Annotated in this window: 22 protein-coding genes and 1 pseudogene; 9 read left to right on the plus strand and 14 right to left on the minus strand. The window is 70.6% G+C overall.

Annotation, left to right across the window (positions count from 1 at the left end; all coding sequences use genetic code 11):
- The first annotated feature begins 103 nt into the window (after positions 1-103).
- From B5557_RS04500 to B5557_RS04515, 4 genes are read left to right on the plus strand one after another with little or no spacing between them, the layout of a single operon-like run.
- The gene (locus tag B5557_RS04500) at positions 104-1,009 is read left to right on the plus strand and encodes a carbohydrate ABC transporter permease (protein ID WP_079657885.1); all 906 of its coding nucleotides are present in this window, start codon (positions 104-106) and stop codon (positions 1,007-1,009) included.
- A 15-nt stretch (positions 1,010-1,024) separates the two neighbouring features.
- Positions 1,025-1,969 carry a carbohydrate ABC transporter permease gene (locus B5557_RS04505; RefSeq protein ID WP_079657886.1) on the plus strand — a complete coding sequence of 315 codons (945 nt, stop codon included), beginning with the start codon at positions 1,025-1,027 and terminating at the stop codon, positions 1,967-1,969.
- Positions 1,970-1,976: 7 nt separating this feature from the next.
- Positions 1,977-3,323 carry an ABC transporter substrate-binding protein gene (locus tag B5557_RS04510; RefSeq protein ID WP_079657887.1) on the plus strand — a complete coding sequence of 449 codons (1,347 nt, stop codon included), beginning with the start codon at positions 1,977-1,979 and terminating at the stop codon, positions 3,321-3,323.
- Positions 3,324-3,349: 26 nt separating this feature from the next.
- Positions 3,350-4,552 (plus strand): Gfo/Idh/MocA family protein, encoded by a 1,203-nt coding sequence (locus B5557_RS04515; RefSeq protein WP_079657888.1) that lies wholly within the window; start codon positions 3,350-3,352, stop codon positions 4,550-4,552.
- 39 nt (positions 4,553-4,591) lie between these two features.
- Here B5557_RS04515 and B5557_RS04520 read toward each other — a convergent pair whose 3' ends face one another.
- The 5 genes from B5557_RS04520 to B5557_RS04540 all read right to left on the minus strand — a co-directional run bounded on the left by B5557_RS04520 (position 4,592) and on the right by B5557_RS04540 (position 8,591).
- A complete protein-coding gene (locus B5557_RS04520) occupies positions 4,592-5,287 on the minus strand; it encodes a L,D-transpeptidase family protein (protein ID WP_079657889.1) in 696 nt (231 codons plus the stop codon).
- Between the two features lie 147 nt (positions 5,288-5,434).
- A complete protein-coding gene (locus B5557_RS04525) occupies positions 5,435-6,349 on the minus strand; it encodes an SDR family oxidoreductase (RefSeq protein ID WP_079657890.1) in 915 nt (304 codons plus the stop codon).
- 85 nt (positions 6,350-6,434) lie between these two features.
- Complete coding sequence (locus B5557_RS04530) at positions 6,435-6,806, minus strand: DUF4180 domain-containing protein (protein WP_079664588.1); 372 nt, start codon at positions 6,804-6,806, stop codon at positions 6,435-6,437.
- A 67-nt stretch (positions 6,807-6,873) separates the two neighbouring features.
- Positions 6,874-7,503, minus strand: coding sequence for an MBL fold metallo-hydrolase (locus tag B5557_RS04535; protein WP_079657891.1), 630 nt, complete (start codon positions 7,501-7,503; stop codon positions 6,874-6,876).
- Positions 7,503-8,591, minus strand: a complete 1,089-nt coding sequence (locus B5557_RS04540; RefSeq protein WP_079657892.1) for an S-(hydroxymethyl)mycothiol dehydrogenase — start codon at positions 8,589-8,591, stop codon at positions 7,503-7,505. The genes B5557_RS04535 and B5557_RS04540 overlap by 1 nt, the downstream gene beginning before the upstream one ends.
- 171 nt (positions 8,592-8,762) lie before the next feature.
- Here B5557_RS04540 and B5557_RS04545 point away from each other — a divergent pair, with 171 nt between their 5' ends.
- A complete protein-coding gene (locus tag B5557_RS04545; protein WP_079657893.1) occupies positions 8,763-10,517 on the plus strand; it encodes an ABC transporter ATP-binding protein in 1,755 nt (584 codons plus the stop codon).
- A gap of 73 nt (positions 10,518-10,590) precedes the next feature.
- Here B5557_RS04545 and B5557_RS04550 read toward each other — a convergent pair whose 3' ends face one another.
- Entirely contained in the window at positions 10,591-10,890 is a 300-nt protein-coding gene (locus B5557_RS04550; RefSeq protein WP_079657894.1) for a hypothetical protein, read from the minus strand.
- A gap of 170 nt (positions 10,891-11,060) precedes the next feature.
- On the opposite strand from B5557_RS04550, the gene B5557_RS04555 reads away from it, so the two are divergent.
- The gene (locus B5557_RS04555; protein ID WP_079657895.1) at positions 11,061-11,426 is read left to right on the plus strand and encodes a nuclear transport factor 2 family protein; all 366 of its coding nucleotides are present in this window, start codon (positions 11,061-11,063) and stop codon (positions 11,424-11,426) included.
- A gap of 263 nt (positions 11,427-11,689) precedes the next feature.
- On the opposite strand, the gene B5557_RS04560 is transcribed toward B5557_RS04555, so the two are convergent.
- Entirely contained in the window at positions 11,690-13,648 is a 1,959-nt protein-coding gene (locus B5557_RS04560) for a ricin-type beta-trefoil lectin domain protein (RefSeq protein WP_079657896.1), read from the minus strand.
- 228 nt (positions 13,649-13,876) lie between these two features.
- Between B5557_RS04560 and B5557_RS04565 the strand changes: the two genes are divergently transcribed.
- The gene (locus B5557_RS04565) at positions 13,877-15,142 is read left to right on the plus strand and encodes a glycosyltransferase (RefSeq protein WP_079664589.1); all 1,266 of its coding nucleotides are present in this window, start codon (positions 13,877-13,879) and stop codon (positions 15,140-15,142) included.
- Positions 15,143-15,277: 135 nt separating this feature from the next.
- Here B5557_RS04565 and B5557_RS04570 read toward each other — a convergent pair whose 3' ends face one another.
- Together B5557_RS04570 and B5557_RS04575 are read right to left on the minus strand one after the other, a co-directional pair.
- Positions 15,278-16,858, minus strand: coding sequence for an IS1182 family transposase (locus B5557_RS04570; protein WP_079657897.1), 1,581 nt, complete (start codon positions 16,856-16,858; stop codon positions 15,278-15,280).
- 69 nt (positions 16,859-16,927) lie between these two features.
- Positions 16,928-17,590: a TetR/AcrR family transcriptional regulator gene (locus tag B5557_RS04575; protein WP_079657898.1), complete on the minus strand. Its 663-nt coding sequence runs from the start codon at positions 17,588-17,590 to the stop codon at positions 16,928-16,930.
- A gap of 183 nt (positions 17,591-17,773) precedes the next feature.
- On the opposite strand from B5557_RS04575, the gene B5557_RS04580 reads away from it, so the two are divergent.
- On the plus strand, positions 17,774-19,036 hold the full coding sequence (locus B5557_RS04580; protein ID WP_079657899.1) for a YncE family protein: 1,263 nt from the start codon (positions 17,774-17,776) through the stop codon (positions 19,034-19,036).
- A gap of 7 nt (positions 19,037-19,043) precedes the next feature.
- On the opposite strand, the pseudogene B5557_RS04585 reads toward B5557_RS04580, so the two are convergent.
- From B5557_RS04585 to B5557_RS04595, 4 genes and pseudogenes are all read right to left on the minus strand, one after another.
- Positions 19,044-19,541: pseudogene (locus tag B5557_RS04585) on the minus strand (glycosyltransferase); the annotation flags it as partial.
- 146 nt (positions 19,542-19,687) lie between these two features.
- Positions 19,688-19,825: a hypothetical protein gene (locus B5557_RS43520; RefSeq protein WP_159424325.1), complete on the minus strand. Its 138-nt coding sequence runs from the start codon at positions 19,823-19,825 to the stop codon at positions 19,688-19,690.
- A gap of 34 nt (positions 19,826-19,859) precedes the next feature.
- Positions 19,860-21,725: a cellulase family glycosylhydrolase gene (locus B5557_RS04590; RefSeq protein ID WP_079657900.1), complete on the minus strand. Its 1,866-nt coding sequence runs from the start codon at positions 21,723-21,725 to the stop codon at positions 19,860-19,862.
- Positions 21,726-21,783: 58 nt separating this feature from the next.
- Positions 21,784-23,778 (minus strand): elongation factor G, encoded by a 1,995-nt coding sequence (locus B5557_RS04595; protein WP_079657901.1) that lies wholly within the window; start codon positions 23,776-23,778, stop codon positions 21,784-21,786.
- Positions 23,779-23,936: 158 nt separating this feature from the next.
- Between B5557_RS04595 and B5557_RS04600 the strand changes: the two genes are divergently transcribed.
- Positions 23,937-25,061 carry an XdhC family protein gene (locus tag B5557_RS04600; protein ID WP_079657902.1) on the plus strand — a complete coding sequence of 375 codons (1,125 nt, stop codon included), beginning with the start codon at positions 23,937-23,939 and terminating at the stop codon, positions 25,059-25,061.
- Here B5557_RS04600 and B5557_RS04605 read toward each other — a convergent pair.
- Positions 25,040-25,954, minus strand: coding sequence for an aminoglycoside phosphotransferase family protein (locus tag B5557_RS04605; protein WP_079657903.1), 915 nt, complete (start codon positions 25,952-25,954; stop codon positions 25,040-25,042). The two genes, B5557_RS04600 and B5557_RS04605, sit on opposite strands and share 22 nt — an antisense overlap.
- Between the last annotated feature and the right edge of the window lie 252 nt (positions 25,955-26,206).

A 26,206-nucleotide genomic window follows, 5' to 3' on the forward strand; every position in this document is an offset into this window, starting at 1 on the left:
GGCCACCGGAAAAGATTTTGAAGCACCTCTTGACGCATGGATTCTTCCGGCTCAAAAGTAAGTGACGCCGAGCACGAGCCGCCGCAGACGAGGGAGTCTCCCGATGGCCATCGCCTCCAGCAGTCCGCCGTCGCACCGTGAGGGGCGGGGTGACGGCCGGCTCGCCGCGCTGTTCCTCGCCCCGGCCCTGCTGGGGTTCGCGGTCTTCCTGCTCTGGCCGACGCTGCGGGGCGTCTACCTGAGCTTCACCCGCTTCAACCTGCTGACGCCGGCGGAGTGGGTGGGCCTGGACAACTACGTACGGATGGTCCACGACCCCATCTTCTGGGACTCGCTGAAGGTCACCGTCGAGTACGTGCTCCTCAACATCGGCGTGCAGACGGTCGCGGCCCTCGCCATCGCCGTGCTGTTGCAACGGTTGACGCAGTCGGCGGTGCTGCGGGGCATCGTGCTCACCCCGTATCTGATGTCCAACGTCGTCGCGGGCCTCGTCTGGCTGTGGATCCTCGACACCCAGCTCGGCATCGGCAACGAGATCGTCACGGCCCTCGGCTTCGACCGGATCCCGTTCCTGGCCGACGAGACCTGGGCCATCCCGACGATCGCCATGATCAACGTCTGGCGGCACGTCGGCTACACCGCGCTGCTGCTCTTCGCCGGGCTCCAGGCGATCCCGAACGACGTGTACGAGGCGGCCAGGGTCGACGGCGCGGGCGAGTGGCGGATGTTCTGGAGGATCACGATGCCGCTGCTGCGTCCGGTGCTGGCGGTGGTGCTGATCATGACCGTGATCGGGTCGTTCCAGGTGTTCGACACCGTGGCGGTGACCACGGCGGGCGGCCCCGCGAACGCCACCAACGTCCTCCAGTACTACATCTACGGCTCCGCCTTCGGCCGCTTCCAGTTCGGCTACGCCTCGGCGATGTCCGTCGCCCTGCTGGTCGTCCTGAGCGCGATCACCGTCCTGCAGTACCGGCTCACCCGGGCCGGCCGGACCGACCTCGGCTGACAGGAGACGCGGACCATGGCTGTCGCGACGACAACGGCACCACCACCGGCCACCACGACGACGACCGGCGCCCGGCAGGTCCGGCGCAGGATCTCCCTGGGGCGGGCCGCCGCCTGGGCCGTGATGGGCCTGATCGTGCTCATCACCCTGCTGCCGTTCTACTGGATCCTGCGCACCGCGCTCTCCTCCAACGCGGGCCTCAGCGCCGACCCGGCCGATCCGCTGCCGGTCGACCTCGGCACCGGCGGCTTCGAGCGGGCCCTCGGACTGCAGTCCACGAAGGAGGCGATCGCGCAGGGTGGCGCCGGCGGTGGGCTCGACTTCTGGCGCTATCTGCTCAACTCGGTGTTCGTCTCGACCCTGATCACCGGCTGCCAGATCTTCTTCTCGGCGATGGCCGCCTACGCCTTCGCCCGACTGCGCTGGCGGGGCCGGGACAAGGTGTTCGGCCTGTTCCTGGCGGGGCTGATGGTGCCGACCATCTTCACGCTGCTACCGAACTTCGTCCTCATCAAGCAGCTTCACCTGGTGGACACGCTGTGGGGCATCGCACTGCCCAGCCTCTTCATGACGCCGTTCGCGGTGTTCTTCCTGAGGCAGTTCTTCATGAACATCCCCGGGGAGATCGAGGAGGCGGCCCTGCTCGACGGCGCCGGAAAGGTGAAGATCTTCTTCCGGGTGATCCTGCCCATGGCGTCGACACCGGTCATCACGCTGTCCGTGCTGACGTACATCACCTCCTGGAACGACTACTTCTGGCCACTGATGGTCTCCTACAGCGACAGCTCGCGCGTGCTGACGGTGGCACTGGCGGTCTTCCGCGCGCAGACACCGGCGACCGGCGTCGACTGGTCAGGACTCTCCGCGGCGACGCTGATCGCCGCGCTGCCGATGCTGGTGCTCTTCGCCTGCTTCGCCCGCCGCATCGTCAGCTCCATCGGCTTCACCGGGATCAAGTGAGGGAACAGTGAACCGACTTCGTACGCTCACCGCGCTGGCCGGGGCGCTCGCGCTGTCGCTGGCGACGGGCTGCGCGCAGGGCGGCTCCACCGGCGGGTCCGCGCACACGGTGACCTACTGGCTGTGGGACGCCAACCAACTGCCCGCCTACCAGGCCTGCGCCAAGGGTTTCGAGCGGGAGAACCCCGGACTGGACGTCAGGATCACCCAGTTGGGGTGGAGCGACTACTGGACCAAGCTCACCGCCGGGTTCATCGCGGGCACCCAGCCGGACGTGTTCACCGACCACATCCAGAAGTTCGGCCAGTTCGCCGATCTGAAGGTGCTGGAGCCGCTGGACGACCTCGGCATCGAGAACTCCGCCTACCAGCCGGGCCTGGCCGCCAACTGGATCGGCCAGGACGGCCACCGCTACGGCGCCCCGAAGGACTGGGACACCGTCGCCCTCTTCTACGACGCGAAGTCGGCGAAGGCCGCCGGGTTCACCGCCGGGCAGCTCGACGATCTGTCCTGGAACCCGAAGGACGGCGGCACCTTCGAGAAGGCCATCGCCCGCCTCACCGTCGACCGCAACGGACGGCGCGGGGACGAGCCGGGCTTCGACAAGAACCATGTGAAGGTCTACGGACTGGCCAGCCAGGGCGGCGGCTACGGCGACGGCCAGACCCAGTGGAGCATGTTCACCGCCTCCGCCAGCTGGAGTTACACGGAGAAGGCGCGCTGGGGCACCCACTACCAGTACGACAGCAGGACCTTCCAGTCCGTCGTCAAGTGGTACTTCGGGCTGGCGAAGAAGGGGTACATGGCCCCGTTCTCCGACTACAACGTGCAGTCCAACCAGGGCAACACCCAGGTCGCCGCGGGCAAGGCGGCCGCCACCTTCGACGGCGCCTGGATGATCTCCACCTACCACGGCTTCAAGGGCAAGGACATCAAGGCCGCCCTGACTCCTGTCGGCCCGACCGGCAAGCGGGCCACGATGATGAACGGCCTCGCCGACTCCATCACGAAGGGCGCCCACAACAAGGCGGGCGCCCGGAAGTGGGTGGCCTACCTGGCCTCCGACGCATGCCAGACCGTCGTCGGAAAATACGGCGTCGTCCTCCCCGCCACTCCGGCCGGTACGCAGGCCGCCATCGCCGCCTACAAGAAGCAGGGCATCGACGTCTCGGCGTTCACGGAGCCGGTCGCCGACAAGAAGGACTTCCGCACCTTCTCCTACCCGATCACCAACTACGCGGCGGACGTCACGGCGCTCATGCAGCCTGCCATGGAGGACATCTACGGCAACGGCAAGCCGGTGAGCAGCCTCGACGAGACCAACAGCCAGATCAACCTGATCCTCGACCAGTGAATCGACTTCGGAAGGGCACGCCACCCATGACGTTCTCCCTCGGCATCGTCGGCGCCGGGCAGTTCTCGGGCCAGTTCGCCAAGCTGTTCCTGGCCCATCCCGGCGTCAGCGACGTCCATGTCACCGATCTGCTGCCCGAGAGGGCCGAGCGGCTCGCCGCGGACGTGGGCCTGACGGGCACGTTCCCCTCGTACGAGGCGATGCTCGAGTCGCCGGCGGTCGACGCGGTCGCCGTCTTCACCCAGCGTTGGACGCACGGCCCGCTGGTCCTTCAGGGCCTGAACGCGGGCAAGCACGTCTACTCCGCCGTCCCCATGGCGATCACCACGGCGGAGATCGCGGCGATCATCGACGCCGTCAAGGCGACCGGACTGACGTACATGATGGGCGAGACGAGCCAGTACAACCCGGCGACCGTGCACGCCCGCAACCAGATCGCCGAGGGCGCCTTCGGACAGCTCTTCTACGCCGAGGGCGACTACGTCCACGACATGGACCTGGGGTTCTACGAGGCCTATCAGTACAGCGGCGGGGCGGACTGGAAGGCGACCGCCAGCTATCCCCCGCTGCTGTATCCGACACACTCGGTGGGCGGGGTGCTGGGCGCCTGGCAGACGCACGCGGTGAGCGTGTCCGCGATCGGGGTGGTCGACGAGCGGGGCGACGGCGTCTTCGACAAGGAGGTGAGCCGGTTCGGCAACGACTTCTCCAACGCCACCGCGCTGTTCGAGGTGGCCGGCGGCGGCTCGTTCCGTACGAACGAGTTCCGGCGGGTCGGCTATCCCTCACACATCCGAGAGTCCCGATTCCGCTTCTTCGGTACGGAGGCGAGCATGGAGCAGCTCGCGACGGTGGCGCTGTGGCAGGACAAGAAGGGCGTGAAGGACATCAGTGAGCTGCTGGAGCCCAAGCCCACGCTGTCCCCGGACGACCCGTCGCTCCAGCACATCGCGCCCGATCTGCGGGCCGCGTTCACCTCGGGTTCGGCGCCAGTGCACGACCGCGCGCGCCTGCCGCGGGAGTTCGACGAGCTGCACAACGGGCACGAGGGCAGCCACCACTTCCTGGTGGACGACTTCGTGACGGCGGTCAACTCGCGCACGCTGCCGTCCGTGAACGCCTGGGTCGCCGCCCGCTACACCCTGCCGGGCATCGTCGCGCACGAGTCCGCACGGCAGGGCGGGGCGAGGCTGGAGATCCCGGACTTCGGGGACGCGCCAGAGGCGTGACGCCCGGCAACGCCGGGCGCCCGCACCGCTTCGGTGGCCTCAGGTGCCCGGCTTGCGGCCGTAGACGAAGACGTCGTCGCCGTTCTTCAGCAGGGACCAGTACTTCTTGGCGGTCGTACTGGTCATGTTGACGCAGCCGTGCGAACCCGGCGGGTTCCACATGCTGAGACCGACGGAGTGGAAGGCCTGGCCGCCGTCGAAGAACTGGCTGTAGGGCATGGGCACGTTGTAGATCGTCGAGACGTGGTCGATGTCACGCCAGTAGATCTTCTTCAGACCGGTGCGGGTCTCGTACCCGTTCCGGCCGGTGCGCACCGGGACGGGGCCGTAGACGAGCCTGCTGCCGTCCTGGATCCAGCTGAGCTGGAGCGTGAGGTTGACGCAGGCGATGCGTCCCTTGTTGGTGGGGCACGCGCCGGACTTGTTGGGGTTGTTTCCCACCGCCTTCTGCTTGTTCATGAGGTCCATCACACCCCAGGTGACAGACCCGGCGTAGCCGATGTTCGGGGTGATGCCGTGCTTGTTCTGGAAGGCCTGGATGGCCTTGCAGTCGGCGGTCGACTGCCTGCCGTCGACGGGCCGGCCGAGGAACTTCTCGACCTGCTTCTGGTACGGCCCGGCCTGCGTCGAACAACTCGCGGCCTGCGCCGGCGCGGCGCCCAACGCGAGTGTCAGCGGTGCGACAAGGCCGGTGACCCCGAGCACGACGGCCCCTCGTCTGCGTATGTCCCCCATGGTTGCCCTCTCCCTGGCGCGAATGCGGCGATCTCGTCAACGTAGACCGGTGTCCAGGGGTATCGGTTGTAGTCCCGCACAGCCTGTGACGAAACAGTGAACTTCCTGTCCGCCCAGCCGCCCGACGGGCGGCTGGGAAGACGACGCTCAGCGGTAGCCCGACGTGTCCGCCGGCTTCCCCGCGTCCTGTACCTCGACGAGGTAGCGCCAGGCGTCCGGCCTGCTGCCGTCGAGGTCGGTGAAGCCGTACTCCTGGGCGAGACCGCCGCTGGAGAGGGACCCTCCGTTGTGGCGGGCGACGTCGGGGTCGGCGGCGAGGGCGGCGACGGCGCGGCCGACGTAGCGGGGTGTCTCCGAGATGGCGAAGTGGGGGACGCGCTCCAGGGCGTCGCGCCAGTTGTCCTCACGGACGCCGAAGTGGTCGAGCATCAGCTCCGAGCGCAGCCAGCCTGGGGTGAGCGCGACAGCGGTGGCGCCGCGCGGGCCGAGTTCATGGCCGAGGGCGAAGGCCATGCGCAGCACGGACGCCTTGGCGAGGTCGTAGAAGAAGTTCACGCGGTAGGTGTCGCGGTTGTACTCGGCGGTGCCGTCGGTCATCTCGACGACCAGGCCGCCCGGGCGGCGCAGCAGCAGCGGCAGGGCGTGGTGACTGGTGATCGCGTGGGTCTCGACGGCGAGCCGGAGCAGCCGCAGCCCCTTGTCGAGGTCGTGCTCCCAGAGGGGGGTGTCCCACTCGAAGAGGTTCTCGCCGCCCCAGATGTCGTTGACCAGGACGTCGAGGCGGCCCTGTTCGTCCGCGACGCGGTCGACGAGGGCGCGCACCTGTGCGGGGTCGAGGTGGTCGGTGGGGACGGCGATGCCGTGCCCGCCCGCCTCGGTGACCAGGTCGGCGGTGTCCTCGATGGTCTCGGGGCGGTCGTACTCGGAGCGCCGGTCACGGGTGGTGCGTCCCGTCACATAGACGGTGGCGCCGGCCGCCCCCAGCTCCACGGCGGTCCCGCGCCCCGCGCCCCGGGTCGCCCCCGCGACCAGTGCGACCTTGCCTTCCAGCGGCCCAGACATGTCCGGCCTCCCTGCCTCGAACGAATGGTGTCGCTACGAGGGTCCCGGGAAAGCCGGACATCTTCTGTCGTCTTATCGGCGGTGCTCACCCGGCCGGGCGCAGCCGGTCCTCCAACGCGCCGTCGTCCGCGACGAACCACAGCTGGCCGCCCTGGTTCGCCTCGTACACGAAGTCCCGCAGCGCCGAACTCTCGGCGAGGTGCGGGGAGATGTCCCCGACGACGGCCAGCCTCAGCCGGTAGTTCGCGAACTTCTGCACGACAGCGCCCGCGACCCCCGACCGCAGTTGGAAGAACGCGTCCCCGACCCGTTCGGCCGGCACGGCGACGAGTGTGGCGTCCTGGCCGAACGCGTCGCCGATCAGGTCGAGGGCGGCGCTCTCCCCGTCGAGCGGTGGGCCGTCGGGGGCGCACCGCAGGACACGGGTGTCATGGAGGGTCACGAGTGCAGTGGTCATGCCCGTGATCGTAGGGCGGGCCGGCGCTCCGGCGCCGCTGTGTTTCCCGTCGGGCATCGGGGCCGGGTCAGTGGCCGCGGGCGATCCACTCCTGAAGGTGGGGCGCCTCCGCGCCGATGGTCGTCGCGTCGCCGTGGCCGGTCAGCACCTTCGTCTCCGGTGGGAGGGCGAGCAGCCGGTCCTTGATGGACGTGATGATCGTCGGGAAGTGGGAGTAGGAGCGGCCGGTGGCGCCGGGGCCGCCCTGGAAGAGGGTGTCGCCGGTGAACAGCACGCCGAGCCCGGGCTCGTACAGGCAGACCGCGCCGGGCGCGTGCCCGGGGGTGTGCAGGACGGTCAGGTCGGCGCCGGCGGCCTCGATGACCTGACCGTCGGCCAGGTGGGCGTCGGGCTCGCGGTGCGGATGGGTGAGCTTCCACAGCGGCAGGTCGTCGGGGTGCAGCCAGATCGTGGCGCCGGTCGCGTCGGCGAGGGCGGGCGCGGCGGAGACATGGTCGTTGTGGGCGTGGGTGCAGACGATGGCCGTCAGCCTGCGGTCGCCCACGGCGGCCAGGATCGCGTCGGCGTCGTGGGCGGCGTCGATGACGACGACCTCGTGGTCGTCGCCGACGAGCCACACGTTGTTCTCGACGTCCCAGGTACCGCCGTCGAGGGTGAACCGGCCTGAGGTGACGAGGTGTTCGATGCGCGCGGTCATCACAGCACCACCACCGAACGCAGGACGTCTCCGTGGTGCATCCGCTCGAACGCCTTCTCCACCTCGTCGAGCTGAATCGTCTCGGTCACGAACGCCCCCAGGTCCAGGCGGCCCTGCAGGTGCAGGTCGATCAGCATCGGGAAGTCACGGGAGGGCAGGCAGTCGCCGTACCAGGACGACTTCAGCGCGCCGCCCCGCCCGAACACGTCCAGGAGCGGCAGTTCCAGCTTCATCTCGGGGGTGGGCACGCCGACCAGGACGACCGTGCCGGCGAGGTCGCGGGCGTAGAAGGCCTGCTTGTAGGTCTCCGGGCGGCCGACCGCCTCGATGACGACGTCGGCGCCGAAACCACCGGTCAGCCCGCGGATCGCCTCGACCGCGTCGGACTCCTTGGAGTTGACCGTGTGGGTGGCGCCCATCTTCCGCGCCGTCTCCAGCTTCCGGTCGTCGATGTCCACCGCGATGATCTTCGCCGCGCCGGCCAGGTTCGCCCCGGCGATCGCCGCGTCACCCACGCCACCGCAGCCGATGACCGCGACGGTGTCGCCCCGGCCGACGTTGCCGGTGTTGATCGCCGCGCCGATGCCCGCCATCACGCCACAGCCCAGCAGTCCGGCCACCGCCGCCGACACCGACGCGTCGACCTTTGTGCACTGCCCGGCCGCCACCAGCGTCTTCTCCGCGAACGCCCCGATACCCAGCGCCGGAGACAGCTCCTGACCGGTCGACGCCAGCGTCATCCTCTGCTTGGCGTTGTGAGTGTCGAAGCAGTACCAGGGCCGGCCCCGCAGACACGCCCGGCACTGTCCGCACACCGCACGCCAGTTCAGGATCACGAAGTCGCCGGGCGCGACGTCGGTGACGCCGTCACCGACCGACTCCACGACACCGGCCGCCTCGTGGCCGAGCAGGAAGGGGAACTCGTCGTTGATGCCGCCCTGCTTGTAGTGCAGGTCGGTGTGGCAGACCCCGCAGGCCTGGATCTTCACCACGGCCTCACCGGGGCCGGGGTCGGGGATCACGATCGTCTCCACCCGCACCGGCTCGTTCTTGCCCGGCGCGATCACTCCGCGTACTTCCTGCGGCATGCTGCTGCCCCTTTCTTCGGCGGTCATCCGTCCCGGTGCCGACCCTACGTGTGACTGATCGGTAAGCGCACGGGCGGCAGGGCCGACGCGTGCCCTGAACATGTGCCCGCGGCCACACCTCGCTTGCGCCGACGTAGCCTGAGGGCTTCGACCCGACCTCCGAGGAGCCTTGTGACCATCGCGGAGACCGCCGGCGGCCGGCCGCCGTGGCGGCTGTTGCTCGACTATGTGCGGCCACACCGCCGGGCCCTGCTGGCGGGTGCGGCGCTCTCGCTCGTCACCGGCGCCACCGGGCTGCTACTGCCGCTGGTGGCACGGGGGTTGATCGACGACCTGGGTCATGACCGTTCGATATCCGGGGCGTTGCTGGCACTGACGGCGCTGGTGGTCGCCAACTCGGCGCTGGGCGCGCTGGGTTCGTATGTTCTGCGGCGCACGGCGGAGTCGGTGGTGCTCGGTGCCCGGCGGGCGCTGTCCTCGTATCTGCTGCGACTGCGGATCCCGGCCGTGGACCGCAGCGAGCCCGGCGATCTGATGGCCCGCATCACCTCCGACACGACGCTGCTGCGCGAGGTCACCACCGACTCGCTGGTGGGCCTCGGCACCGGCGGTCTGACCCTGGTCGCCACGGTGGTCATGATGGGCCTGGTGGATCCGGTGCTGCTGGGGGTCACGCTGGCCGTGATCCTGGGCGCGGGGACCGTCCTCGGGGTGATCGTGCCGCGCATCAACCGGGCGAGCCGGCGCGCGCAGGACGCGGTCGGGGTGATGGGGGCCTCGCTGGAGCGGGTGCTGGGCGCGCTGCGCACGGTGAAGGCGTCGGGCGCCGAGCTGCGCGAGGAGGCGACGCTGCACTCGGCGGCCGAGGAGTCCTGGCGGCAGAGCGTGCGCGCCGCCAAGTGGTCGGCGGCGGCGGGCAACACGGCCGGCCTGGCGATGCAGACCGCCTTCATCACCGTCCTCGCGGTGGGCGGGGCCCGGGTCGCGACGGGCACGATCGAGGTCGGCACGCTGGTGGCGTTCCTGCTGTACGTCTTCTATCTGATGTCGCCGATCCAGCAGGTCGTCGGCGCGATCACCCAGTACCAGACGGGTTCGGCCGCCCTGAGCCGCATCCAGGAGGCCCTGCATCTGCCCGCCGAACCGGCGTCCCGCCCCGCACCGCTCCCCTCCCCCACCGCCGAACCGGCCTCCCTCGCCTTCGCCGACGTCCGCTTCCGGTACGCCGACCACCTGCCGTACATCCACCACGGGGTGACGTTCGCCGTGCCGGCCCGGGGCATGACCGCGTTCGTCGGACCCTCGGGCGCCGGCAAGACCACAGTGTTCTCGCTGATCGAGCGGTTCTACGACCCCGAGTCCGGCACGATCACCCTCGACGGCCGCGACCTCGGCGACTGGGAGCTGTCTCAGCTGCGCTCCTCCATCGGCTACGTGGAGCAGGACGCCCCCGTGCTGTCGGGCTCGCTGCGCGACAACCTGCTGCTGGGGAACGCGGAGGCCGACGACGACACGGTGCGCCGTGTGCTGAAGACGACCCGCCTCGACGCTCTGGTCGCACGGCTGCCGCAGGGGCTGGACACGCTGGTCGGGCATCGTGGGACGAAGCTGTCCGGCGGCGAGCGGCAGCGCGTGGCCATCGCCCGTGCGCTGCTGCGCCGTCCGCGGCTGCTCCTGCTCGACGAGGCGACGTCCCAGCTGGACGCGGTGAACGAGGCGGCGCTGCGGGACACCGTCGCGGACGTCGCCCGGACGACCACGGTCCTCGTCGTCGCGCACCGGTTGTCGACGGTCACGATGGCCGACCGGATCGTCGTCATGGACGCGGGCCGGGTGCGGGCGGTGGGTACGCACCGTGAGCTGGTGGCGGGCGACCCGCTCTACGCGGAGCTGGCGGCGACCCAGTTCCTCGCGACGGTCGAGTGACCCGGAGGCCGAAACGCGGGTGGGGGCCGTCCGGACGTCCGGACGGCCCCCAGCGGGGGAAGAGGTACGACGCTCAGCCCTGGATCCCGGGCAGCAGCCCGGTGACGGGGGCGACGAGATCGGTGACCTGGTGCAGCTCGTACAGCTGCTCGAGCCCGCTCACCTTGTTGAGCTCGCGCAACTGGCGGGAGACCGGCGGGAGGTCGGCGCGGTGCTCCACCGGAATCTGGTTCGCGGCCAGCGAGTCCAGCGTGGTCATCGGGTTGAGCCGGCCGGTGTTCGGGGCGTCGGCCGCGTTCGCCAGGGGTGCCGCGAGGCCCGTGACCCCGGCGGCGAGAGCGGCGATTGCGGCGATGCGTCGAGTGGAGATCATGCCCTCAGCAACGCCGTGGGCTGGCCGGCGGACACGGGTGGGCGGCCGCGCTCACCCGACAGGTGGAGCGGACCGGCTGCGCTTGCCGAGGCCGCCGTGCCGGAGGAGCCTCGAAGTGAGGGCCCGGCGTTCCGTCCTCCCTTCGGCCGCGGCCCTTCGAGGAGGTCACCATGGGCACCACGGCAGGCTCCACATTCGACACCGAGACCCTGCGCAGGGGCGTGGAAGGACAGTCGGCGGCGGCGCTGCTGTCGCTCTACGCCGACGACGCGGAACTGCGCGTCGTCGACCACAACACCCAGCCCAGCAGGCCGAAGGTTCTGCACGGCCGGGACGAGATCGCCCTGATGCTCGAGGACGTCTACGGCAGGGACATGACCCACAAGCTGGAGGAGTGCATCGTCCAGGGCGATCGCGCCGCCTACAGCGAGTCCTGCCAGTACGCGGACGGCGTGCGTGTGCTCGCCGAGTCGATGATCACCCTGCGGGACGGCAAGATCGTCGAGCAGACGCTGATCCAGGCATGGGACGAGTAGGAACCAGGACCACCGGGGTCCGGGTCACCTCCCGGATGACCTGGACCTTCTCGATCCGGGCAGGGTCGGGCCGGTCGCGGCCGGCCCGCTCTGCGCTGTGGGCGCCGGCGCTCACAGCAGGGGGACGGGCGTCCGTCGCCCTGCTGCGGACCGCGCTGAGAGCAGCGCGGTCCCGCCCGCGTCCGCCGACGCCGCGTGCCGTGCGCACGCGGCGCGGTCGACACCGGTGAGCCGCAGGGTCATCTGCCCTGCGGCTCACAGCGTCAGGTCAGGGTCCACTTCTGGTTGTCGGCGGTGCCGCAGGTCCACAGGACGATCGGGGTGCGGTTGGCCGTGCCCGCCCCGTTGGCGTCGAGGCACAGGCCTGCGTTGACGTTGGTGATCGTGCCGTCGCTGTTGACGTTCCACTTCTGGTTGTTCTGGCCGTTGCAGTCCCAGATCACGACCTTGGTGCCGTTGGTGGTGCCCTGGTTGTAGGCGTCCAGGCACTTGTTGCCGTACATCACGAGTTCCTTGCGGGAGGTGTACGTCCAGGCCTGGTTGGAGCCGCCGTTGCAGTCCCAGATCTCGGCCTGGGTGCCGTTGGTGATGGTGGTGTTGTACATGTCCAGGCAGCGTCCGGACTGTTTGCCGACGACCAGGGTGCCGTTCATGCCGGGCAGCGGCTTGACGGTGATGTCGGCGAGGGTCGGCGCGTTGGTGAACGTGAGGGTGTTGGCCGACCCCTTCGACAGGGAGACCTGGAGGCTGATCGTGCCCTGTGCGGAGCCCGTGGGCGGGAAGGAGACGGTCGTCGCCGTCTGACCGTTGACCTTGAGGGTCGCGCTGCGGGCGGTGGCGGCGGTGTTGGTGTAGGCGACGTCGACGACCTTCAGGCCGGTGTTCCCGGCGACCACGCCGGAGAAGCTCGACGTGCCGGTGTACGTGCTGCCCGACGCCTCGGTGCCGCCGGTGACGGTGAGCATGACGGAGCCGCCGGCGGGGACGTTCGCGGTGTAGCTCGTGCCGGACGAGCCGAGGTCGGCGCGCGCCCACAGGTCACGGACGGTCGCGGAGGCGTTGGTCAGCCCCAGGTCGGACCAGCGGACGGTGATGTCGGCGGCGGCTGAGGTGCGGTTGAGCAGAACCACGGCCCGCTTGCCGGTGCCGGCGAGGACCTTGCCGTACACCTGGAGGCCGCTGCTGTCCTCGGCGACCTTGACGCCCTGGAGGCCGCGCGGGTCCTGGTCGACGGCGACGACCTCGGGGTTCTTCAGGATGTTCGCCGTCTCGCTCGTCATCGTGCTCAGGTCGTTGCCGGCGAGGAGCGGGGCGCCGGAGATGGCCCACAGGTTCATGTGGGTGCGGTTCTGGGCGGCGGTGAAGCCGTCCATGCCGACCATCAGCATGTCCGGGTCGTTGTAGTAGCCGGTGTGCTGGGCGGTGGGGTGCACGTTGCGGTCGAAGTTGGTCAGCAGGTTGGTCATGGACGGCTTGTTGCCGAACAGGATGATGTCGTCGTTGGTCCGCCACATCGCGCCCTGCCCGGGCGCCCAGTTCCAGGGGTTCTGCCGGCCCCAGTTGCACAGCGACAGGGTCATCGGGCGGCCGGTGGCGGCCGTGGCCTTGGCGATCGCGTCGCTGATCGACTGGTACGTCGTCGCCGCGTCGAGGCCCTCGGCGTCACCGCCGCACCAGTCGACCTTCACGAAGTCGAAGCCCCAGGTGGAGAACTGGGTCATGTCCTGCTCGTAGTGGCCCTCGCTGCCGCTGCCCGGAGCGGCGGGGCGGCCGGTCGGGAAGTAGTAGCCGCAGCCGTCCTTGCCGGCGTCGGTGTAGATGCCGGCCTTCAGACCCTTGCTGTGGATGTAGTCGGCGATGGCGCTCATGCCGCCGGGCCACTCGGACTGGTCGACGGTGATGTTGCCCGCGCTGTCACGGGTGCCCTGCCACCAGCCCTCGTCGATGTTGATGTACTTGTACCCGGCCGCGGGCAGGCCCGCGGCGACGAACGCGTCGACCTGCTGCTTGATGACGTTGTAGTCGATCTTCGCGGCGAAGCTGTTCCAGGAGGCCCAGCCCATCGGGGCGGCGGGCACGGCGATCTGCCGCGAGGTCGCGGCCTCGGCGGGGCCGGGCTGGGCGAACAGCAGGGCCGCGGTCGCGGTCAGCAGCAGGGCGAGCACGCGTGCGGCGGCGGATCTGCAGCGCCGGACGAGGCTGGAGCGGGGTGGGGGAAGCATGCGGCGGCTCCGGAATTCGAACTTCGAAATATCGAACAAGGGTCGGCTATCCGAACGTGTTGCGCGCCGAAAGTAGAGCCGCCCGAGAGGGAAGTCAACGGCTGCGACAGAAGTGATGTGACCGGTCACGAAAGTTGGCCGCCACAGACGAAGTGGCCGCTTTCGTGGGGTCGTTCACCCACGACCGGGCTCAGCGCCGTCATACTGTCCGTCGTGCGAGTGGCGATCATGACGGCGGGATCCCGGGGCGACGTGGCCCCCTTCACCGGGTTGGGGCACGCTCTCGTGCGGGCGGGACACGAGGTCACCCTGGTCACCCACGCCCGGTTCGCGCCGCTGGTGGCGGGCTCGGGCGTGGGTTTCCACGCGCTGCCCGTCGATCCGCGGGCCGAGTTGGAGTCCCAGCGGGGCCGGGGTCTGCACCGCAGCACCACCGGGCCGGGCAAGTTACTGCGCGTGGCCCGGATGGCGCGGGCCCTGGTCGGGCAGATGACCGACGACATTCTGACCGCCGCCCGCGCCAGCGACGTGCTGCTGCTGTCCGCCTCGGTGGCGCCCCTGGGGCACACCATCGCCGAGGGCCTGTCCCTGCCGAGCCTCGGCCTCTACCTCCAACCCGTCGCCCCCACAGGGGAGTTCGCGCCGCCGATGCTGGGCGGCGGCTCATGGGGAGCGGTCGGCAACCGGCTCGCCGGGCACGGTGTCGGGCTGGCCGTCGAGCAGATCTTCGCGCCCGTCCTGCCGACGGTACGGGCCCGACTGGGACTGCCCGCCGCACCCCGCCCCGGCGCCGCCCTGCGGGCGCGGCGGCGGCGCGGCTGGCCGGTCCTGCACGGTTTCAGCCCGCTGGTGGTGCCCCGGCCCCGGGACTGGCGGACCGAACTGGACGTCACCGGGTACTGGTGGCCGTACGACCGGGAGAGCCGACTCCCGCCTGCGCTGCGGACGTTCCTCGACGCCGGGGCGCCGCCGGTCTTCGTCGGCCTGGGCAGTGCGACCGTGCCCGACCCGCGACGGCTGAGCGGCGAGATCGTCCGGGCGCTGCGGCGGGCGGGGCTGCGCGGGGTGATCCAGCGCGGCTGGGCGGGCCTTGCGGCCGACGGCGACGACATGCTGACGGTCGACGAGGTGCCGCACGCGCTGCTCTTCCCTGAGACGGCCGCGGTGGTCCACCACTGCGGCGCGGGCACCACGGCGGCCGGCGTACGGGCCGGCGTGCCCGCGGTACCGGTGCCGATCCAGTTCGACGAGACCTTCTGGGCCGACCGTCTGGTCGCCCTAGGGGTGGCCCCGGCGTCGCTGCCGCTGCGCCGACTGACCGCCGACGCCCTCACCGCAGCGCTCGTGCGGGCCACCCGCGAGCCCGAGTACCGGGAGCGGGCACGGACGTTGGGGGCCCGGGTGCGCGGGGAGGACGGAGTGGGGCGGGTGGTGGAGGCGGTGGCCCGCCTGTCACCCGACCGTCCCCGAGCCACCGGCCAGGACGGGTCCTGAGGCTTCCCCGGGTCGCGCCCGCAAAGTAGCGCCGACTGCCCGGAAGCCAGGCGGGACTTCGCGGACACGACCTAGAAGGCTCATGAAGATCTTGGTGAGGGGCTGTCCGGCCGGAGGCCGGGCAGCCCCTGTTCGCTATGTGGTGGCCGGGGTGAGTCGCCAGCGGCCGCCAGTGTGGGTGAGTCCGAGGTTGATCAGTCGGCGGAGGTTGAGGGCGGCGGCTCGGGTGTGAAGCCAGGTGTTGTTGTTGATGGTTCCGCGGTAGCGGAGTCTGCGGTTGCCGTGCTGGACGAGCCAGGCGACGGCGCGTTCGACTGGTGGTCGCCAGCGGCGGTAGTCGGCTTGCCAGTCCGGGTCGGTGGCGGCCTGGCGGCGGGCGGCCGCTTGCAGGTCGTGGTGGGGGCGGATGGTCAGGATGCGGCCGGCCTTGGCCTTGGTGCACCGCTCGCGGAGGGGGCATCCGGTGCACAGGTTCCCGAAGGCCGCCTTGCGCTGGTTGTGCTGTCCGCCGGGGCCCGACAGGGCAACCGTATGCCCGGCGGGGCAGGTGACCGCGGAGGCGGCGGTGTCGATGGCGAAGTCGTCCAGGGTGAAGCCGCCGGGGACGGCGGGCCGCAGTGGGGCGGGCTTGAAGAACAGCCGGTGCCCCGCCTGGTGCAGGGCTTGGCGCATGTCGCCGGCGGAGTAGGCGGTGTCGCCGAAGGCGTCCACCGGACTCTCCTCGTCGGCCAGCAGATCCAGGCCGACGGTGGCCTCGTGGTGCTCGGCTCCGGCGCCGGGCCGCAGAGCCACGGCCGTGTATAAGCCGGTCTCGGGCTCGATGGCCAGGTGGGCTTTGTATCCGTCCTGCTGGTGGGTGCGGGTCTTGTGGATGTGGCGGGCTTCAGGGTCGACGGTGGACACGACGCGGCCCGGAGCGGTCCCCTTGCTGATGCGCCAGCGTCCGTCGCGGCCGTCGGAGTCCTCGGCCGGCTCCACGTCTTGTCCTGCGACCAGCGCCAGGATGCCGAGGGCGTTCGCGGCCTTCTCGTCCAGCTGCTGGTCGGGCAGGTGGCCCAGCAGCCGCAGCACATCGGTGACCAGGGCGTCGACGAGTTCCGCGCGGGCCTGCTCGTCGTTCCAGGCGATGCGGGGTTTGCCGGGATCGGTGTAGTCGTGCGCGGTGCACTGCACGGCCGCGACCTCGGCGGCGCCGGGGACTTCGCGGATCACCGCACGGACGGCGGCGATCAGCTGGGTGACGGTGTCCTGGGTGGCCACCGCGTCGTCCAACACCGTCGAGTCCAAGGCCCGCCGGTGCTTGCCGCCCAGGACACCGGTGGCCTTCACCACCTCGCGCACGGCCTCGAAGACGCGGTTGGGCCGGGCCGAGCAGGCCAGACGGCGGCGGAAGTAGGCCAGCAGAGACGGGTCAAACGCCAGGTCGTTCAGGCCCAGCCCGCACGCGGCCTTCCACCGCAGGTCACACCGCAGCTCCTGCACCGTCTCGAAGTCCGACAGCCCGTGCAGGGCCTGCAGCGTGATCGCCGCAGCCAGGATCTGCGGCGGCATGCTCGGCCGTCCATTCGCCGACGGGTACATGTCCGCGAACATATGAGCCGGGAACAGAGCACCACGGTGCTCGGCCAGAAACGCGAACACACTCCCCGCCGGAATCAACTCCCGGCACGTCTCCCACACATCCGGCCCGACCGTGTCCCCGGCCCATTCCCCCATCACCACGAAACGAGTCTGGCCCCACCGCTCACGCGGCGGGGCCAGAACCCCAAGATCTTCATGAGCCTTCTAGGGCTCCTCGGGCGTCCACCCCGGCGGGCGGAGTATCCCCAGCAGTTGGCGGACCAGTTCGTCGACGACCTCGTCCAGGGTCGCGTCCACCCACCCCGCGCTCCAGTCGTGGAGGAGGCCGTTGACGCTGCCGATGAAGCCCGTCGCCGCGAGCCGGTAGTCGCGCGGGGCCGCCTCGCCGCGGGCGACGGCCGCCGTCGCCTCGGCGCAGATGAGGTCGACCCAGCCGGCGCGGCGGGCCAGGCGCTGTTCCTCCAGACGGGGACTGACGCCGACGATCTCGACGAAGGTGATCCGGATGCGGCACGGGTCCGCCGTGACGTTGCCCGCGTAGGCGCGGAAGATCGCCGTGACGCGGTCGACGAGCGGCAGGTCCTGCGCGACGGTGAAGGCGGCCATGACCGCCTCCTCGGCCCAGGCGTTGACCTGGAGGTGCAGCGCCACCAGGACGTCCTCGAGGGTGCGGAACTCCTCGTAGAACTGTCGGGTCGACAGGCCGGCCGCTTCGCTGAGCGAGGCGACCGTGGTGCCGCGGTAGCCGGGTGTGCCCCCGAACAACTGCAGTGCCGCGTCCAGAAACCTCCCGCGCCGCTCGACCTGCCGCTGCTCGGCGGTCTTGCCGCCGTATCTGCCGGTCGGCGCCCTGAGCCTGCCCGTCACTGACCCTCCCTCGTCGCTGTGTGCTCCCCCGCCGCCAATTTTGTCGTGCACGGCCTCTTGTGGCGAAGGGCACCCCTTCCTTACTTTCCAGTAAGTCAACTCTGAACGCGCCCGTGTTCAGATTCGGGCCGGGTGCTTCGCCCTGCCCCGTACCTTCCGCCACCCCCAGAGGAGAGAGCAGCCATGCCTGCCTTCAGAACCAGGCACCTTTGCTCCGTAGCCGCCGCCCTCGTCCTGACCGTCACCGCTCCCGCGACCGCCGCCACCGCCACGGCTGCCTCCGACGCCTCGACCGCCGCCGCGCTGCGCGAGGTGCTCTTCGTCGGCAACAACTGGGAAGGCACCGCGGACGTCATCAAGTCCAGCGGCGACTTCGCCAAGGTCGGCCGGATCAACGTGATCCCGGACAAGGACGCCCGGATGGCGGAGATCAACCGCGATCCGATCAAGTGGATCTACTTCACGGCCATCCGCAACGGCGTCGGCGAAGGCCATGACCAGTTCGTCGACGACATGTACACCACGCCGGACGGCTCCTCGGTGGTCGTCTCGCGACCGAGTTTCGCCGACGTCGTCTCCATCGACCTGGCCACCGGGAACATCAACTGGCGTTTCCCCGTGTCCGGTTACCGCTCGGACCACATGGCCGTCTCACCGGACGGCAAGCGGGTCGCGGTCTCCGCGTCGATCTCGAACACCGTGCACGTCCTGGACATCGTCACCGGCAAGCAGGTCGGCTCGTTCAAGACCGGCGACAAGCCGCACGAGAACATCTTCACCAAGGACGGCAAGTACATCTACAACATGTCGATCGGCGACGTGAACACCTCGATGGACGCGCCGTGGCAGGACTTCACGAAGGGCGACCGGCGCATCACCGTCGTCGACGCGAACACCTACCAGCAGGTCAAGATCATCGACATGCGGCAGCGGCTGGACGCGATCGGCCTCAAGGACTACTCGGACGCGGTGCGCCCGGCGGTCTTCTCACCGGACGAGTCCAAGCTGTACTTCCAGGTCTCGTTCTTCAACGGCTTCTTCGAGTACGACCTCGCCACGGACAAGATCACCCGGACGAAGACCCTGCCGAAGAACCCGGCGACCAGCGACGACCGCACCACGTTCGTCAACGACTCGCGCCACCACGGCCTGTCGATGAGCCCCGACGGCAGCAAGCTGTGCGTCGCCGGCACGATGGACGACTACGCGACGATCGTCAACCGCAGCACCCTCCAGGAGGGCCCGCTGGTCACCGCCTCCAAGCCCTACTGGGCCACGGTCAGCGGCGACGGCAAGGACTGCGTGATCTCCGAGAGCGGCGCCGACCAGGTCACCGCGATCGACTTCGCCACCGGGCAGAAGGTCGTGTCGGTGCCGGTGGGCGACCACCCGCAGCGGGTCCGGCTGGGCCATGTCGCCGCCGGCTGGACGGGGACGGGTAGCTGACGCCTGGTCAACCAGCGTACTGATCAACCGCCTTGAGCACCGCGCCCGCCCCGTCCTCCGTCGCCAGACGCTTCGCGGCGGCCTGGGCGGAGCGGGTGTGTGCGAGGTCGCGGACGGCTCGGTCGAGGGCGTCGGTGAGCAGTTCGGCGGTGAGGGACCGGAACGGCAGGGGTGCGGTGGCGGCGCCGAGCGCCGCCGGCCGCCGCGCCCAGAACGGCTGGTCCGCCGTCACCGGCACCGGTACCGCGGGCACCCCGGCGCGCAGTCCTGCCGCCGCGGTGCCCGCTCCGGCGTGGTGGACCATCGCGGCCGTCCGGGAGAACAGCAGCGCGTGGGGCACGTCCCCGACGGCCAGGACGTCGTCGTCGCCTTCGGCGGCGAGCCCGGCGCTGCCGCTCCGCAGGATGCCGCGCAGCCCGGCGGCGCGCAGGGCCCCTACGGCGATCCCGCTCAGCCGCTCCCCGTGGCCGGCGGCCATGCTGCCGAAGCCGTGCCGCACCGGCCGGCCCACTCCTGACGGCGGCGGGTCGCGGTGGGTGTCAGCGCGGGCAGCTGCAGGCGGTGGCGCAGGGCGGTGACGGCCTGCGTGTAGAGGTGGACGCCCAGGCCGGGAACGCCGGTGGCCTCGGTGAGAAGTCCTCGAACCTCTCCTCAGAGGTGAGGCGTACCCCGGTCTGTCTCCTCCCCTGTCTCCTCCCCCAGCCTGCGCTGCCGGGCCCGCAGGTGCTCCAGCGCGTTCGCCTGCGGGTCGGTGAGGATGGCGGCGATCTCGTCGAGGTCAAGCCTCAACCCTGACGCAAGGGGAGGGTCAAGCGGCGGGCGGCTACCCCACCTTCTGCGCCGCCCACGCCGACAGTTCCGTGCGGGCGGCGGCCAGCAGGGTCGCGGAGGGGGCGGTGGCGCCGTTGGTGACCAGGGCGTAGTGCACGGTGCCCGAGTCGGAGGCGCTGAGCAGCAGGCGTCGGCTGCCGGTGCCGCCCGGCTCCGGGGCCGCCGCGATCTTTGTGCCGGTTGTGTAGGCCGACGGCCCGTACACCGTGCCGAGGTCGGAGACGACCGTGGTGGTGGCGGTCGGGAAGGAGGCGGGCAGGTGCAATTCGGTGGGGGCCGTGCCGCCGTTCGAGCGCCACACCAGCAGCCCGTACTGGCCGGAGCCGACCAGCTGTGCCGTGTTGGGCAGGGTGCTGGGGACCGGGTTCCAGGTGAGGGTGGTGGAGCCGTCGCGGGAGCGGTCCTCGTAGGTGAAGGCGACGGTGGTGCCGGAGGTGGCGCTCGGGTAGATCCGGTCGAGGAGACGGGCGTCCTGACGGAGGGTCGCCGTGCCGCTGTCGTCGAGGCGTACGGCGGAGAGGTCCTCGTCGTTCCAGGCGTCGCCGGAGGTCTGCACCTTGGCGGCGTTGCCGTTCATCAGCTCGTGGTGACGCCCGTTGTAGATGTCCCACTGCCACTGCGAACCGGACAGGACCGGGCCGGAGGTGGCCGGCGTGCTCCACCAACTGGCGCCCTTCACACGGGAGTCGAGGGCCTGGTACATCGCCTTCAGGACGGTCGGCGCCTTTCCGGCAGTCGAGCCGTTCAACGGGTGCCCGAACTCGCTGACGATCGCCGTCGTGCCGAGCGCCGAGGCGCGGTCACGGACGTTGCCGAAGTCGGTCACGTACTGGCCGTTCTCCGCGTTGCCCCACATCAGGATTCCGGAGATGGCCTTCTGGTCGTAGAAGTGGGTGTTGAAGACATAGCGGGAGCCGAGCGTGCCCGCGTCGAGGAGGCCGCCCTCCTCCTTGCTGACGTTGCCGTTCCAGAAGAGGTTCGGCTCGACGAAGGCGGGCTTGTCGCTCCAGCCGGCCGCGTCCATCCGGGCCCGGAACTTCACGTAGAACGGCCACAGCACGTCGCGTTCCCAGGTGCGGCTGTTCTGGCCGGAGTCGTAGGTGCCGGCGTAGGGCTCGTTGTAGGGGTCGAAGCCCAGGACGCCGGTGAACTCCTCGGTGGTGAGGTTCGCCTTGAGGTAGGCCATGGTCTTCTGGGCGGTGGCCAGGAAGTAGTCCTGGAGGCCGTAGTTGTTGTGCCAGAAGTCGTACTGGGCGGCCTTCACCGCGCTGTTCTGGGTGATGTTCTGGCCCCACATGAAGCAGATCCCGCAGGATTCGGCGGGGTAGCCGCCGAGTGTCACCGCCCATGCGGGGGCGCCGTCGCCGGTGTACCAGCTGCCCGAGTTGAACAGATGGCGGGAGTACAGGTCCTGGTGGAAGTCGGGGTAGACCCGGATGCCGGCGTCCAGGAATGCCCGCATCTGCTGGGTGGCGGCGGCGAGGTAGGCGGTGTCGACCTGGCCCTTCACCGGTTCGGCGTAGGCCCAGGAGAGTAGGAAGCGGACGGAGTTGCCGCCGCCGAGGGCGCGCAGGGCCGTCGCCGACTTCTTGGCGTCGGCGACCGAGGCGAAGGGCAGGCCCTTGTTCTCCGCGAGTTTGGTCTCGCCGGAGACGTTGTAGCCGCGCAGTACGACCTCGCGGCCGTTGCCGTCGACGAAGCGGCCGCCCGACACGGTGAGCGCCGTGCCGTCGAAGGAGAGGGAGTCGGGGAGCGTGGCGGCGGCGGTGGCGGTCGGAGAGCCCGCCACCGTCAGGAAGCCACAGAGTCCGCAGAGGACCACCAGAACAGCGAGCAGACGAGCCCGTGCATTTGGCATGTCTACTACAGTCCGGTGATTTCCGGACACCGTCAATACTTCTGACCCTCCAGTAAGTTCATTCCCCGTCTGCCCAGTTGGACACCCGACCTGTCACGTTCAACAGATACTCCTTGCGGTTCAGCGGGTTGTGGTCCGTGCGCGGCCGCTGGGGCGGGGTGCCGTGGGTGACGGGCGCGTAGTGGTCGAAGCCGCTCTCCCACTCGCCCTCACCCCGCGTCAGCCCCGGAATCCTCTGTTCGAGGCCGTGCACCCGCGCGGCCGGCACCACCCCTTCCAGCACGCATCGCGCGCCCCTGGTGTCCGTCGTGCGCGGTACGGCACGCAGCGCGGCGAGCACGGGCAGCAGCGCGCCCAGGGTGTCCGCCGGGGCCTCGACGCGGAAGCGGTGCATCGGCTCGTACACCTGCGTCCCGGCCCGGCGCAGCGCCTCGGTCAGGACCAACGGGGTCAGGCCGCGGAAGTCGTGACCGGTGCTGGACATGCTCTTGTCGAAGCCCTGGTGGGCATGGCTCTGGCGGGGCCAGTACCCGGAGTGGGTCATGGTGACGGCACAGTCGGTGACCTGCCAGCCGTGCAGCCCCTGGCCGAGCGTCTCGCGGACGGTGTCCTCGACCGCCTTGAAGAACGCGTACGGCATCGCGCCCAGCTCCACCTCCAGGCCGAAGGTCACGCCGCTGCCGGGCGGGGCCGGCTCGACGCGCAGACCGACGGTGGCGAGGAAGGGGTTCGCGTCCTTCTTGATGAACTCGGCCGCCGCCCCGGCGCCGGCCGGGCGCTCGACGCACAGCGGTGTCGTCTCGCGGAAGGTGACGTGCAGGCCGTACTCGTCGGCAAGAGTCGCCTGCACAACCTCCTTCTGCACCTCCCCGTACAGCGACACCGACGTCTCCTGGCGGACCTCGTCGTGACGCAGGCCGATCAGCGGGTCCTGTTCGGCCAGCCGGGTGAGGGCGACGTGCAGGGAACGCCGGTCGGTGTCCGGAGCGGGCACCACGACCGTCTCCAGGGTCGGCGGCGCGAAGAAGTGGCCGTGTTCCTTGCGGGGTGCGCCGAGGCTGTCGCCGACGCGGACGTCGGGGAGTCCCCACAGCCGGGCGATCCGGCCCGCGGACACCTCCTCCCGCCGTACGTCCGTGCCCTGGTCGAAGACGCTGATCGCGGTGACCTTACCGGCGCCGGCTCCGTACCGGACCTCGTCGCGGGTGCGCAGGGTGCCGGAGAACAGACGGGCGTAGGCGATCTTCTCGCCCGCCGGACCCCGCTCCACCTTGAACACCGTGCCGGAGAGCGGGCCTTCGGGGTCTCCCTCGGCGACGGGCAGCAACTCCCGGATTGCGGCGATCAGTTCGGGCACCCCGGCACCGGTCGTCGCGGAGCCGAAGTGGACCGGGTGGACGAGGACGTCGCGGGTCTGGGCGAGCAGCGCGGCGCGCACGCGCTCCGGTGTGACGGCGCCGTCGACGTACGCCGACAGAAGGTCGTCGTCGTGCTCGGTGAGGACGTCGAGCCCGGTGAGAACGCCGAGCTCGGGCACCCGGCCGAGGCGGAAGGCGGCCTCGGGCGTGCCCAGTCCCGTGACGGTGCCCATCGGGACGACCGGCGCGGACAGCCGCTCGGTCAGTTCCCGCAGGACGCCCTCGTCGCGGGCGCCGGGCCGGTCGATCTTGTTGACGAAGACAAGGGTGGGGATGCGCAGCCGGCGCAGCGTCCGCATCAGGATCCTGGTCTGTGCCTGGACGCCCTCCACGGCCGAGACGACGAGCACGGCCCCGTCGAGCACACCGAGGACCCGCTCCACCTCGGCGATGAAGTCCGGGTGGCCCGGGGTGTCGATCAGGTTGACGGTGACGTCGTCGACCCGGAACGAGACGACGGCCGACTTGATGGTGATCCCGCGTCGGCGCTCCAGCGCGAGGGTGTCGGTCCGGGTGCTGCCCGCGTCGACGCTGCCGAGCTCGTCGATGACGCCGACCGAGTGCAGCAGCCGCTCGGTGAGGCTGGTCTTACCGGCGTCGACATGGGCGAGGATTCCGAGGTTGAGCAAGTGCACGACGTGTCATGTCCTTTGAAATGGGGGTCATTCCTTCCTGGGGGGACATGAACGAAGTTCGCATCTCTGCTCCTGTTTCCTGCGGTGGATCTTCCGGGGCGGTACCCGCGCAGTGCAGCAGAGCGGCGGGCGGAGCGGCAACGGATTAACGTTCAAACATGCGCGAGATTCTCCCGGTGCTGAGCGGGTGGTACGCCTGCGGTGTGCCGTTCGGGCTCGCCACCGTGGTCGCCGTCAGCCGCAGCGCGCCGCGTGATCCGGGCGCGGCGATGGCGGTGGGGCCGGGCGACGAGGTCGTGGGCAGTGTGTCCGGGGGCTGTGTGGAGGGCGCGGTGTTCGAGCTGGCCCAGCAGGTCGTGGCCGACGGGAGCGCCCGGCTGGAGACCTTCGGGTACAGCGCCGAGGACGCGTTCGCCGTCGGGCTGACCTGCGGCGGCGAGATCACCGTGCTGGTGCGTCCCGTGACGCCCGGCCTCGACGCGTCGTTCGGGGCGGTCGCGGCCTCGGTCGCCGCGGGCGAGCCGGTGACGGTGGCCACGGTCACCGACGGCCCGGCGCCGCGCGGGGCCGCCCTCGCGGTCTGGCCGGAGCGGACCTGCGGCACGCTGGGCTCGGCCGGTCTGGACGTGGCGGTCACGGCCGACGCGCGCGGTGAGCTCGCCCTCGGCGTCACCGGAGTCCGGCACTACGGGCCGCGCGGCCAGCGACGGGAGGACGCCGTCTCGGTGTTTCTGCACTCCTTCGCGCCGCCGCCGCGCATGCTGGTGTTCGGTGCGATCGACTACGCGGCCGCCGTCGCCCGGATCGGCGACTTCCTCGGCTACCGGGTCACGGTGTGCGACGCCCGCCCGGTCTTCGCCACCCCGAAGCGGTTCCCGCCGGGCGTGGAGGTGGTGGTGGACTGGCCGCACCGGTATCTGCGCGGCACGGACACCGACGGACGCACGGTGATCTGCGTGCTGACCCACGACCCGAAGTTCGACGTGCCGCTGCTGGAGGTGGCGCTGCGCCGGCCGGCCGCCTACATCGGGGCGATGGGCAGCCGCCGCACCCACGACCAGCGCCGTGCGCGACTCGTCGAGGCCGGACTCACCGACCGCGAGCTGTCCCGGCTGCGCTCGCCGGTCGGGCTGGACCTGGGGGCCCGTACGCCCGAGGAGGTCGCCGTGTCGGTGGCCGCCGAGATCGTCGCGCTGCGCTGGGGCGGCAGCGGCGCTCCGCTGACGGCGACGGCCGGGGCGATCCACCGTGCGCGGGGAGATCAGGCGCCGTCCGTCCGGTAGTCCGCGATGATCTGCTCCAGGTGGTGCAGGGCCGCGGTGACGCGGGCCGGGTGGTCGCGGAAGAACGGGTCGTCGGGGACCGGCAGCGACCCGGCGAGGGCCCAGCCGCGGGCGCGTGCCCAGGTGGCGTCGTCGGCGCCGACCGCCTCGCGGAACACCGGGCGGGCCTCGGCGGGCAGGAACTTCCACGCGGGCTGCAGGTCCACCGCCGGGTCGGCCACCGCGAGCGTGCCGAAGTCGATGACCGCGCCGAGCCGCCCGTCGCGCAGCAGCAGATTGCCCGCGTCGAGGTCGCCGTGGACCCACACCGGCGGTTTGTGCCAGGCCGGGGCGGCGAGCGCCGTCTCCCACACCTGCGTGAGCGCGCCGGCGTCGATCAGACGGGCCGTCCCGAGCGCCTCGATCTTCGGTCGCACCCGTGCCTCGTGGGCGATCGAGTCGCGGTCGTCGCCCAGGGGCACGCCCCGGAAGGCGTTGCTCTGCTCCGGGCCGGGTCCGCCGGTGGGGTCGGCGCCCTGCAGCGCGGTGAGGAAGCCGGCGAGGTCGAGGGCGGTGCGCACCGGGTCGGCCAGCGCCTCGGGGGTGGCCGTCTCCCCGTCCAGCCAGCGGTACACCGACCACGGGTAGGGGTAGCCCTCGCCCGGGGTGCCCTGGGCGACGGGCTCCGGCACGGGCAGCGGCAGGAGCGGCGCGAGGCGGGGCAGCCAGCGCTGCTCCCGGGTGACCTGTCCGGTCCAGTGCGCGTAGCGCGGGAGCCGTACGGACAGCTCGTCGCCGAGCCGGAAGGTGGCGTTGTCCATGCCGGACTTCGGGACGGGGGTGACGGGGAGGCGGGCCCAGTGCGGGAACTGCGCGGTGAGCAGACGGCGCACAAGCGTGGTGTCGATCAGCACGCCGTCAATGACAGCGGGAGGCGACGTACGGAGTCCAGCGAATTCGGAGTCCGCCGGATGGGCGCGAGAGGGAGGTGTGAGACGCGCACAAAGGGGTAGGCGCCCACAACGGACAGGCATGCATGTCCTCTGTCCTTCGTCTCACGAAGGAAGGAGGTCCGTTGAAGCAACGCACACTCGCAAGTCCCGGGCCGCCTCCGGCCGCATCTGCCGGGGCGGCCCGGCTCTGCGCGTCCGTCGCCCAGCGGCGTC

Source organism: Streptomyces sp. 3214.6 (assembly GCF_900129855.1).
Lineage (GTDB): Bacteria > Actinomycetota > Actinomycetes > Streptomycetales > Streptomycetaceae > Streptomyces > Streptomyces soliscabiei.

Excerpts from the sequence above, each read along its gene's own strand:
- B5557_RS04500 (WP_079657885.1), top strand. The coding sequence starts at position 104 with ATGGCCATCGCCTCCAGCAGTCCGCCGTCGCACCGTGAGGGGCGGGGT.
- B5557_RS04505 (WP_079657886.1), top strand. The coding sequence starts at position 1,025 with ATGGCTGTCGCGACGACAACGGCACCACCACCGGCCACCACGACGACG.
- B5557_RS04515 (WP_079657888.1), top strand. The coding sequence starts at position 3,350 with ATGACGTTCTCCCTCGGCATCGTCGGCGCCGGGCAGTTCTCGGGCCAG.
- B5557_RS04520 (WP_079657889.1), bottom strand. The coding sequence starts at position 5,287 with ATGGGGGACATACGCAGACGAGGGGCCGTCGTGCTCGGGGTCACCGGC.
- B5557_RS04525 (WP_079657890.1), bottom strand. The coding sequence starts at position 6,349 with ATGTCTGGGCCGCTGGAAGGCAAGGTCGCACTGGTCGCGGGGGCGACC.
- B5557_RS04530 (WP_079664588.1), bottom strand. The coding sequence starts at position 6,806 with ATGACCACTGCACTCGTGACCCTCCATGACACCCGTGTCCTGCGGTGC.
- B5557_RS04535 (WP_079657891.1), bottom strand. The coding sequence starts at position 7,503 with ATGACCGCGCGCATCGAACACCTCGTCACCTCAGGCCGGTTCACCCTC.
- B5557_RS04540 (WP_079657892.1), bottom strand. The coding sequence starts at position 8,591 with ATGCCGCAGGAAGTACGCGGAGTGATCGCGCCGGGCAAGAACGAGCCG.
- B5557_RS04550 (WP_079657894.1), bottom strand. The coding sequence starts at position 10,890 with ATGATCTCCACTCGACGCATCGCCGCAATCGCCGCTCTCGCCGCCGGG.
- B5557_RS04555 (WP_079657895.1), top strand. The coding sequence starts at position 11,061 with ATGGGCACCACGGCAGGCTCCACATTCGACACCGAGACCCTGCGCAGG.
- B5557_RS04560 (WP_079657896.1), bottom strand. The coding sequence starts at position 13,648 with ATGCTTCCCCCACCCCGCTCCAGCCTCGTCCGGCGCTGCAGATCCGCC.
- B5557_RS04565 (WP_079664589.1), top strand. The coding sequence starts at position 13,877 with ATGACGGCGGGATCCCGGGGCGACGTGGCCCCCTTCACCGGGTTGGGG.
- B5557_RS04570 (WP_079657897.1), bottom strand. The coding sequence starts at position 16,858 with ATGGGGGAATGGGCCGGGGACACGGTCGGGCCGGATGTGTGGGAGACG.
- B5557_RS04580 (WP_079657899.1), top strand. The coding sequence starts at position 17,774 with ATGCCTGCCTTCAGAACCAGGCACCTTTGCTCCGTAGCCGCCGCCCTC.
- B5557_RS04590 (WP_079657900.1), bottom strand. The coding sequence starts at position 21,725 with ATGCCAAATGCACGGGCTCGTCTGCTCGCTGTTCTGGTGGTCCTCTGC.
- B5557_RS04600 (WP_079657902.1), top strand. The coding sequence starts at position 23,937 with ATGCGCGAGATTCTCCCGGTGCTGAGCGGGTGGTACGCCTGCGGTGTG.